An 8,681-nucleotide genomic window follows, 5' to 3' on the forward strand; every position below is an offset into this window, starting at 1 on the left:
CGCGGGGATCGGGACGGTGCTGGCCGACGATCCGCAGCTGACGGTCCGCGGTCACGACGTCGTCCGGCAGCCGCTGCGGGTGGTCGTCGACTCCTCCGCGCGTACCCCGGAGAACGCCCGCGTGCGCGACGCGCTCGCACCCACCTGGATCGCCACCGCGGCCGAGCTGGGCACCGGCCCCGACGGCCGCGTCGACCTCAGCGCGCTGCTGGTCGCGCTCTTCGCCCGCGGTGTGCGCTCGGCGCTGCTCGAGGGCGGCCCGACGCTGGCCGGGGCCTTCCTCGCCGCCGGGCTGGTCGACCAGGTGGTCGGCTACGTCGCACCCAAGCTGCTCGGCGACGGCCTCGCGGTGCTGCGCGACGCCGGCGTCACCACCATCGGCGAGGCCATCGACCTCGATCTCACCGACGTCACGCGGATCGGTCCCGATCTGCGGTTCGTCGCCACCCTCCGGCAGAAGGAGTCCTGATGTTCACCGGCATCATCGAGGAGCTCGGCGAGGTCGTGTACCTCACCGACGCGGGCGGCGACTCGGCCGTCCTCGCCGTCCGCGGGCCCCTGGTCACCTCGGACGCCCGTCACGGCGACTCGATCTCCGTCAACGGCGTCTGCCTCACCGTGCTCGACAACGTCGACGGCGTCTTCACCGCGGACGTGATGGGCGAGACGCTGCGGCGCTCGTCGCTGCGCGTGCTCGGGCCGGGCGCGCCGGTCAACCTGGAGCGTGCCGCGACCCTCGGCAGCCGGCTCGGCGGCCACCTGGTGCAGGGCCACGTCGACGGGGTCGCGCGGATCGTCGCGCGGGAGCCCGCCGACGAGTGGGAGGTGCTGCGCTTCTCGCTGCCGCCGTCGCTGGCGAAGTACGTGGTGGAGAAGGGCTCGATCACGGTCGACGGCGTCTCGCTGACCGTCATGTCGGTCTCCGAGAGCGAGTTCGAGGTGGGTCTCATCCCCACGACGCTCAAGCTCACGGTCCTGGGTGCCAAGGCGGTCGGCGACCCGGTGAACCTCGAAGTGGACGTGATCGCCAAGTACGTCGAGAAGATGTTGGGGGACCGCCATGTTGGATGACATCGAACGCGCGATCAAGGACATCGCCGCGGGCCGGGCCGTCATCGTGGTCGACGATGAAGACCGCGAGAACGAGGGCGACCTGATCTTCGCGGCCGAGAAGGCGACACCCGAGCTGATCGCCTTCATGCGCCGGTACACCTCCGGCTACATCTGCGCGCCGATCACCGAGGCCGAGGCCGACCGGCTCGACCTGCCGCCGCAGTACCACCAGAACCAGGATCGGCGCGGCACGGCCTACACGGTCACCGTGGACGCGCGGGAGAACATCGGCACCGGCATCTCGGCCGCCGACCGGGCGCACACCATCCGGCTGCTGTCCGACCCGGCCACCCAGCCGTCCGACCTGTCCCGCCCCGGCCACGTGGTGCCGCTGCGGGCCAAGGCCGGCGGGGTGCTGCGCCGGCCCGGGCACACCGAGGCCGCGATCGACCTGGCGGTGCTCGCCGGGCTGCGGCCGGCCGGCGTGCTGTGCGAGATGGTCAACGACGACGGCACCATGATGCGGCTGCCCGACCTGGAGACGTTCGCCGCCGAGCACGACCTGGCGCTGATCAGCATCGCGGAGCTGATCGCGTACCGGCGGCATCACGAGCAGCAGATCGAGCGGGTGGTCGAGACGCGGCTGCCGACCGAGCACGGCCTGTTCACGGCGGTCGGCTACCGCGCCCTGGTGGACGGCGCGGAGCACGTGGCGCTGGTGCACGGCGACATCGGTGACGGCGAGGACGTGCTGGTCCGGGTGCACTCGGAGTGCCTGACCGGGGACGTCTTCGGCTCGGTGCGCTGCGACTGCGGCCCGCAGCTCGACGCGGCGCTGGCCCGGGTCGCGGCGGCCGGCCGCGGGGTGGTGCTCTACATGCGCGGGCACGAGGGGCGGGGGATCGGGCTGCTGCACAAGCTGCAGGCGTACCAGCTGCAGGACCGCGGCCTCGACACCGTCGACGCGAACCTGGAGCTGGGCCTGCCGGCCGACGCCCGCGACTACGGTACGGGCGCGCAGATCCTCTACGAGCTGGGCGTGCGGTCGATGCGGCTGCTGACCAACAACCCGGACAAACGGGCCGGCCTCGAGGGCTACGGCCTGACGATCACCGGCCGCGAGGCCCTGCCGGTGCGCCTGCACCCCGAGAACGTGCGGTACCTGCGCACCAAGCGGGACCGGATGGGCCACCTGTTCGAGGCGCTCGGCTGAGTTTCCGGTGATCTCCGGCGGCGTCCGTGCCGCCGGGCGGAGAATGCTTGCGAAAGTGAGGGGATGAGGACATGGCCGGCTTCGGTGACCCGCACATGGAGACCGTCGACGCGAAAGGGCTGAGGCTCGGAATCGTCGGCTCACGCTGGCACAGCGGCCTCGTCGACCACATGGTGGAGCGGGCGCAGCAGGCCGCGAAGGCGTGCGGGGTGGACGACGTGATCGTGACCCGGGTGGCCGGGTCGGTCGAGCTGCCGGTGGTGGCCCAGGCGCTGGCGAAAAGGTGCGACGCGGTGGTCGCGCTGGGCGTGGTGATCCGCGGCGAGACGGCGCACTTCGACTACGTCTGCGACGCGGTGACCGCCGGGCTGACCCGGGTGGCGCTGGACGAGCAGACGCCCGTGGCGCACGGCGTGCTCACCGTGGAGTCGCTCGGCCAGGCCAAGGACCGCGCCGGCCTGGAGGACTCGATCGAGGACAAGGGCTGGCAGTCGACGGTCGCCGTGCTCGACGCCGCCCTGGCCATCCGGGGACTGCCGTCCTAGGCCCGCCCTCCCAAGGACGGACTACAGGCGGCCGGCCTCGATGATGCGGGCCAGGAACTGCCTGGTCCGCGGCTCCACCGGGTCGCCCAGCACCTGCGCCGGCGGCCCGGACTCGAGCACCTTGCCCCCGTCGAGGAACGCCACCCGGTCGGCGACCTGCTTGGCGAAGCCCATCTCGTGGGTGGCCAGCACCATCGTCATGCCCTCGGTCTTGAGGTCCCGGATCATGCTCAGCACCTCGCCGACCAGCTCGGGGTCGAGCGCCGAGGTGACCTCGTCGAGCAGCAGCAGCCGGGGTCCGTTGACCAGCGCCCGGACGATCGCGACCCGCTGCTGCTGGCCACCGGAGAGCCGGTCCGGATAGCTGTCCGACTTGTCCGCGAGTCCGACCCGGCCCAGCCATTCCCGGGCCTGCTCCCGTGCCTGTGCCCGCGCGCGGCGATGCACCCGGGTCGGCGCGAGCGTGATGTTGTCGAGCACCGTCATGTGCGGGAACAGGTTGTAGGACTGGAACACCATGCCGATCCGGCGGCGCACCTCATCGGGGTCCACGCGCGGGTCGGTGATGTCCTCGCCGTCCAGCCGGATGACGCCGTCGTCGATCTGGGTCAGCAGGTTGATGCAGCGCAGCAGCGTCGACTTGCCCGAGCCGGAGGCGCCGATCAGGGCGACCACCTCGTGCTCGTCGACGGTGAGGCTGACGTCGTCGAGGACGACCGCGTCGCCGAAGACCTTCCGGACGTTCGCCGCTTCCAGGACGGCCATCACGCGCCCTGCCGTCGTGCGGCGCGCATGGTGACCCCGTCGGTGATCGCGATCAGCGGCAGCGCGAGCAGCACGAAGAGCACCGCCGCCACCAGGTACGGCGTGTAGTTGAACGTCTCGGCGGTGCTGATCTGGGCGGCCCGGACCGCGTCGATCGGCCCGGCCAGCGACACCAGGCCGACGTCCTTCTGCAGCGCCACGGTGTCGTTGAGCAGCGGTGGCGCGACCCGCCGGACCGCCTGCGGCAGCACCACGTGACGCATCGTCTGCCGGTAGGTCAGCCCGAGCGAGCGGGCCGCCGCGAGCTGGCTGGGGTGCACCGACTCGATGCCGGCCCGGAACACCTCGGCCAGATAGGCGCCGTACGTGACCACCAGCGCCGCCGCCCCGAGCACGAGCACGCCCGGGGTGCCCTGCAGCCGCAGCCCGGGGATGCCGAAGGCGAACAGGTAGATCACGATGATCAGCGGCACGCCCCGGAACGTGTAGGTGTAGGTGGTGGCCAGCGCCCGCACCGGGAAGAACACCGGCCCGCGCAGGGTCCGCAGGACGGCGATCAGCAGGCCCAGGGTCAGCGCCAGCACCGCGCAGACCACGAGCAGCCGGATGTTGAGCCAGAGCCCGTCGAGCACCGCCGGGAACGAGTCGCGGGCGATTCCCCAATCGAGGAACGACTCCCGGACCCGGGCCCAGCCGGGCGAGCCGGTGACCGCGACCACGAGCAGCGTGCCGAGCACGGCCGTGGAGACGGCGGCGATCAGTACGGAGCGGACCGCCCGCCGTCTCCGGTACGCGATCCGCCCCCTCTGAATGTCGCTGGGCTGGATGTTGCTCGGCTGGATGTCGCTGGGCGTCACTGCAGCTCGGGAGCCCCACTGGACCCGGCGAGCCAGGTCTTCTCCAGCACCGCGAGGGTGCCGTCCTGACGCAGCTCGTCCACCGCGTCCTTCACGCACTCGGTCAGCGGCGAGTCCTTGTCCAGCACCAGGCCGAACTGCTCCGGCACGCCCACCTGCGGGAGCTGGCCGACGATCAGGCCGTTGTCCAGCTCGGCGCCGGTCATGTAGAAGGCGGTCGGCAGGTCCACGACCAGCCCGTCGATCGTGCCGTTCTGCAGCGCCTTCTTGGCGTCGTCGTTGCTGTTGAAGACCTGCGCCTTCTCGGTCGGCTTGATCAGCTCGTTGATCGCCTGCAGGCTCGTCGTGCCGACCTGCGCGCCGAGTTTCGCGCTCTGCAGCCCGGCGATCGTGGTGACGCCCTCGAGCTTGCTGCCCTTGGTGGTGATCACGGTCTGCCGCACCAGGTAGTAGGCCGAGGAGAAGTCCACCGCCTGCTTGCGCTCCGGTGTGATGGAGAACTGGTTGATGTCGAAGTCGTACGCCTTGGGGCCCGGCGCGATCGCGTTGTTGAAGGGCACCTGCACCCACGTCACGTTCTGCGCGGTGTAGCCCAGCCGCTCGGCGACGTTGTAGGCAACGGCCGACTCGAAGCCCTTGCCGTTGTTCGGCTTGTTGTCCACGAACCATGGGGGATAGGCCGGGTTGTCGGTGCCGATGGTGAGCTTCCCGGAGGTGCGGGTCGAAAGGGCGCCGGCGGGGCACGGATCGGCCGACGACGACGGCGAGGCGCCCGCGGAGGGGCTCTCCTCGTCCGCCGGGGCGCACGCGGCCAGCGCGGCTAGCATAACGGCCGCGCTGCCGAGCGCGGCGAGGGTGTTTCTCCTGACCATGACCGGCAGCCTATGACACGGTCCGAGCAGCAGGGCCGTCCGTCGCCGTCCTGTAATGAGCTGCAACAATTGCCCCCCGTGAAGACGTTCGAAGAGCTGTTCGCCGAGCTGCAGGCCAAGGCCGCGGCCCGGGACCCGGGCTCGTCCACGGTCGCCGCGCTGGACCGGGGTGTGCACTTCATCGGCAAGAAGGTGGTGGAGGAGGCGGCCGAGTCCTGGATGGCGGCCGAGCACGAGGGGCCCGAGCGGGCCGCCGAGGAGATCTCCCAGCTGCTCTATCAGGCCCAGGTGCTGATGATCGCCACCGGCCTCGACCTCAAGGACGTCTACCGACATCTCTGACCTGCTCGTTCGTCCGTTCCACGACACGAGAAGGAGAGAGAGACATGCTGCGCATCGCCATCCCGAACAAGGGAACCCTGTCCGGCCCGGCCGCCCAGATGCTGCGCGACGCCGGTTACCGCCAGCGCACCGACCCGAAAGACCTGATCTGCCGCGACGAGCCCAACGAGGTCGAGTTCTTCTATCTGCGGCCCCGGGACATCGCCACCTACGTCGGCACCGGTGACCTGGACCTCGGCATCACCGGCCGGGACCTGCTGGTCGACTCCGGCGTGCCGGCCACCGAGCTGCTCGACCTGGGGTTCGGCGGCGCCACCTTCCGCTGGGCGGGCCCGGCCGGCTCGCTCGGCTCGGTGGACGGGATCGCCGGCCGGCGCATCGCGACCGCGTACCCCGGGGTGGTCGAGCGTTACCTGGCCGACAACGCGATCGACGCCGAGGTGGTGCGGCTGGACGGCGCGGTGGAGAACGCCGTGCGGCTCGGCGTCGCCGACCTGATCGCCGACGTGGTGGAGACCGGCGCGACCCTGCGTCAGGCCGGGCTGGTCACGCTGGGCGAGCCGCTGCTGCGGTCGTCGGCGATCCTGATCGGCCGCGCCGCGTCGGACGCCGCGAAGTCGGCCCAGCTGATCCGGCGGCTGCAGGGCGTGCTCGTCGCGCGCAGCTTCGTGATGCTGGCGTACGACGTCCCGTCGGATCTGCTGGACAAGGCGACGGCGCTGACCCCCGGCATCGAGTCGCCGACCGTGTCGCCGCTGCACCGCGAGGGCTGGGTCGCGGTGCAGGCCATGGTGCAGCGCGACGAGGTGCACCGCGTGATGGACCAGCTCTACGATCTGGGTGCACGGGCCATCCTGGTCACCGACATCTCGAATTGCAGGTTGTGATGACGTCCGTCATGTACCGGCCGCATCGGATCCGCTGGGTCGCCGCCCCGGCCGCCGCCGCGGTCGTGGTGCTGTTCACCGTGCTCAGCTTCGGGCTGCACGGCTCCACGGGGGACAACTTCGGCCAGTTCCAGCGCGGCGACCAGCTCGCGATGATCGGCCTGGGTGTGCTCATCGGCCTGGGCATCCTGTTGTTCCTGCGGCCGCGGGTGATCGCCGACGCCGAGCGCATCCGGATCCGCAACGTCGTCGGCGGCTACGACCTGCCCTGGTCGGCCGTGCGGTCGGTCCGCTTCGACCGGAATTCGCCGTGGGCGATGCTGGAGATGGCGAACGACGACACGGTGTCGATCCACGCGCTGCAGGCGGCCGACAAGGAGTACGCGGTGGAGGGCGTCCGAGCACTTCGGGCCCTTCATTCGGCCGCCGCGGCGGCCTGATAGTATTGCCGGTAGTCGACCACGTGCGCACTTGTGCGCACGCGAAAGAGGAGCCCGCTGGTTCCCACCTGAGCTGTGCAAACGGCCGGGTCCGGTCAACCGAACCCAGAATATTCCGGGGTCGGTGTGCGTCCTCCCTGATGGGATCCAGGGCGCCGATGACCGGTCGAGCGGGCCCTGGCACATGCCGGGGCCTTCTGCTTTCCTCCTCGCCTGCACCCGGGGCGTCGAGAGGCCGACCGACATTGGCAAGGCTTACGCCGCAGATCGTGGCGTGGGCGGTAATGGAACCCGTTCTGAGGAGGCCCCATCAGCGTCGAACCACGCGTTAACGAGCAGATCCGGGCGAGAGAGGTCCGGCTGGTCGGCCCCGAGGGTGAGCAGGTGGGCATCGTCCCGCTCGAGCGCGCCCTTCAGCTGGCCGCGGACGTCGATCTGGATCTGGTCGAGGTGGCACCGATGGCTCGCCCGCCGGTGTGCAAGCTCATGGACTTCGGCAAGTTCAAGTACGAGTCGGCACTCAAGGCGCGCGAAGCACGGCGCAACCAGCAACAGACCGTCATCAAGGAAATGAAGCTCCGGCCGAAGATCGACCCGCACGACTACGAGACCAAGAAGGGTCACGTGGTCCGGTTCCTCAAGGCGGGCGACAAGGTCAAGGTCACGATCATGTTCCGTGGTCGTGAGCAGAGCCGCCCCGAGCTGGGTTTCCGGCTTCTCCGCAGGCTGAGCGAGGAGATCTCCGAGCTCGGCTTCGTCGAGGCCAGTCCCAAGCAGGACGGCCGCAACATGATCATGGTGTTGGCGCCGCATCGGGCCACCAAGGCCGCCGCGGCCGACAGGGTGACCGCAGCGCATGAGAGCAGGGCTCGTCCGCCGCGCGAGGGCGACGTCGCCCCTGCCGCGCCGGCCGCCGCTGCCGCCGACACCACCGCAGAGTAGAGATCTCCCCGGCCCCCGGGGAGCACGAGAAGAGGCGTTCGAAGTGCCGAAGATGAAGAGCCACACCGGCATGGGCAAGCGGGTGCGGGTCACCGGTAGCGGCAAGGTCGTCCGCGAGAAGGCGGGCAAGCGTCACCTCATGGAGGTCAAGTCCTCCCACGTGACGCGTCGGATGAGCGGCACGATCGTCGTGTCCAAGGCCGACGCCAAGCGAGTCAACAAGCTGCTCGGCCGCTGACGCGCGCCACACACGTTTTCCTGTTAGGAGTGGATAGATGGCACGCGTCAAGCGGGCTGTGAACGCCCAGAAGAAGCGTCGTACGTTGCTCGAGACGGCGAGCGGATACCGCGGGCAGCGCTCGCGGCTCTACCGCAAGGCCAAGGAGCAGGTGCTGCACTCGATGCAGTACGCGTACCGCGACCGCCGGGACCGCAAGGGCGACTTCCGCCAGCTGTGGATCACCCGGATCAACGCCGCGTCGCGGGCGAACGGGATGACCTACAACCGGCTGATCCAGGGCCTGCGCCTGGCCGGTGTCGAGGTCGATCGCAAGATCCTCGCCGACCTGGCGGTCAACGACGCGGCCGCGTTCGCCGCGATCGTCGAGGTGGCGAGGGCCGCTGTGGCGGCCGAGGGCACCGGTGGCGCCCCCGCCCAGGCTGCCTGAGCACGTGACCGAGGCGCCCTTCGAGGTCGGAGGGCGCCTTTTCACGCCCCGTACCCCCCGCATCGTCGCGGCCCGGCGCCTGCAGCGCCGCCGCGAC

General features: G+C 70.5%; 13 protein-coding genes. 10 read left to right on the top strand and 3 right to left on the bottom strand.

What is annotated here, in order from left to right:
- From AB0M20_RS14750 to ribH, 4 genes are all read left to right on the top strand, one after another.
- On the top strand, positions 1-469 hold a 469-nt coding region (locus AB0M20_RS14750; protein WP_364298215.1), incomplete at its 5' end, for a dihydrofolate reductase family protein.
- Complete coding sequence (locus AB0M20_RS14755; protein WP_364298217.1) at positions 469-1,071, top strand: riboflavin synthase; 603 nt, start codon at positions 469-471, stop codon at positions 1,069-1,071. The genes AB0M20_RS14750 and AB0M20_RS14755, both read left to right, overlap by 1 nt.
- On the top strand, positions 1,061-2,266 hold the full coding sequence (locus AB0M20_RS14760) for a bifunctional 3,4-dihydroxy-2-butanone-4-phosphate synthase/GTP cyclohydrolase II (RefSeq protein ID WP_364298219.1): 1,206 nt from the start codon (positions 1,061-1,063) through the stop codon (positions 2,264-2,266). Before AB0M20_RS14755 ends, AB0M20_RS14760 begins: the two co-directional genes overlap by 11 nt.
- Before the next feature lie 71 nt (positions 2,267-2,337).
- Positions 2,338-2,811, top strand: a complete 474-nt coding sequence (ribH, locus tag AB0M20_RS14765) for a 6,7-dimethyl-8-ribityllumazine synthase (protein WP_364298221.1) — start codon at positions 2,338-2,340, stop codon at positions 2,809-2,811.
- A gap of 21 nt (positions 2,812-2,832) precedes the next feature.
- On the opposite strand, the gene AB0M20_RS14770 is transcribed toward ribH, so the two are convergent.
- The 3 genes from AB0M20_RS14770 to AB0M20_RS14780 are packed head-to-tail and all read right to left on the bottom strand — an operon-like array spanning position 2,833 to position 5,305.
- Positions 2,833-3,576 (bottom strand): amino acid ABC transporter ATP-binding protein, encoded by a 744-nt coding sequence (locus AB0M20_RS14770; protein WP_364298237.1) that lies wholly within the window; start codon positions 3,574-3,576, stop codon positions 2,833-2,835.
- Entirely contained in the window at positions 3,576-4,433 is an 858-nt protein-coding gene (locus AB0M20_RS14775; protein ID WP_364298223.1) for an amino acid ABC transporter permease, read from the bottom strand. Before AB0M20_RS14775 ends, AB0M20_RS14770 begins: the two co-directional genes overlap by 1 nt.
- Complete coding sequence (locus tag AB0M20_RS14780; RefSeq protein WP_364298225.1) at positions 4,430-5,305, bottom strand: ABC transporter substrate-binding protein; 876 nt, start codon at positions 5,303-5,305, stop codon at positions 4,430-4,432. Before AB0M20_RS14780 ends, AB0M20_RS14775 begins: the two co-directional genes overlap by 4 nt.
- Positions 5,306-5,383: 78 nt before the next feature.
- On the opposite strand from AB0M20_RS14780, the gene AB0M20_RS14785 reads away from it, so the two are divergent.
- The 6 genes from AB0M20_RS14785 to rplT all read left to right on the top strand — a co-directional run bounded on the left by AB0M20_RS14785 (position 5,384) and on the right by rplT (position 8,584).
- Positions 5,384-5,647 (top strand): phosphoribosyl-ATP diphosphatase, encoded by a 264-nt coding sequence (locus AB0M20_RS14785; protein ID WP_364298227.1) that lies wholly within the window; start codon positions 5,384-5,386, stop codon positions 5,645-5,647.
- 44 nt (positions 5,648-5,691) lie between these two features.
- Entirely contained in the window at positions 5,692-6,534 is an 843-nt protein-coding gene (gene hisG, locus AB0M20_RS14790) for an ATP phosphoribosyltransferase (protein ID WP_364298229.1), read from the top strand.
- Positions 6,534-6,974, top strand: coding sequence for a PH domain-containing protein (locus tag AB0M20_RS14795; RefSeq protein ID WP_364298231.1), 441 nt, complete (start codon positions 6,534-6,536; stop codon positions 6,972-6,974). The genes hisG and AB0M20_RS14795 overlap by 1 nt, the downstream gene beginning before the upstream one ends.
- Positions 6,975-7,283: 309 nt before the next feature.
- Entirely contained in the window at positions 7,284-7,916 is a 633-nt protein-coding gene (infC, locus tag AB0M20_RS14800) for a translation initiation factor IF-3 (protein ID WP_364298239.1), read from the top strand.
- A gap of 43 nt (positions 7,917-7,959) precedes the next feature.
- Entirely contained in the window at positions 7,960-8,154 is a 195-nt protein-coding gene (gene rpmI / locus AB0M20_RS14805; protein WP_364298233.1) for a 50S ribosomal protein L35, read from the top strand.
- A gap of 37 nt (positions 8,155-8,191) precedes the next feature.
- The gene (rplT, locus tag AB0M20_RS14810) at positions 8,192-8,584 is read left to right on the top strand and encodes a 50S ribosomal protein L20 (protein ID WP_364298235.1); all 393 of its coding nucleotides are present in this window, start codon (positions 8,192-8,194) and stop codon (positions 8,582-8,584) included.
- The last annotated feature ends 97 nt before the right edge of the window (positions 8,585-8,681 follow it).

Source organism: Actinoplanes sp. NPDC051633, from assembly GCF_040681735.1.
In the GTDB taxonomy this organism is placed as follows: Bacteria; Actinomycetota; Actinomycetes; order Mycobacteriales; family Micromonosporaceae; genus Actinoplanes.

What these genes read in the sequence shown, in the direction of transcription:
- AB0M20_RS14755 (WP_364298217.1), top strand. Translation starts at nt 469, where the DNA reads ATGTTCACCGGCATCATCGAGGAGCTCGGCGAGGTCGTGTACCTCACC.
- AB0M20_RS14760 (WP_364298219.1), top strand. Translation starts at nt 1,061, where the DNA reads ATGTTGGATGACATCGAACGCGCGATCAAGGACATCGCCGCGGGCCGG.
- ribH (WP_364298221.1), top strand. Translation starts at nt 2,338, where the DNA reads ATGGCCGGCTTCGGTGACCCGCACATGGAGACCGTCGACGCGAAAGGG.
- AB0M20_RS14770 (WP_364298237.1), bottom strand. Translation starts at nt 3,576, where the DNA reads ATGGCCGTCCTGGAAGCGGCGAACGTCCGGAAGGTCTTCGGCGACGCG.
- AB0M20_RS14780 (WP_364298225.1), bottom strand. Translation starts at nt 5,305, where the DNA reads ATGGTCAGGAGAAACACCCTCGCCGCGCTCGGCAGCGCGGCCGTTATG.
- hisG (WP_364298229.1), top strand. Translation starts at nt 5,692, where the DNA reads ATGCTGCGCATCGCCATCCCGAACAAGGGAACCCTGTCCGGCCCGGCC.
- AB0M20_RS14795 (WP_364298231.1), top strand. Translation starts at nt 6,534, where the DNA reads ATGACGTCCGTCATGTACCGGCCGCATCGGATCCGCTGGGTCGCCGCC.
- rplT (WP_364298235.1), top strand. Translation starts at nt 8,192, where the DNA reads ATGGCACGCGTCAAGCGGGCTGTGAACGCCCAGAAGAAGCGTCGTACG.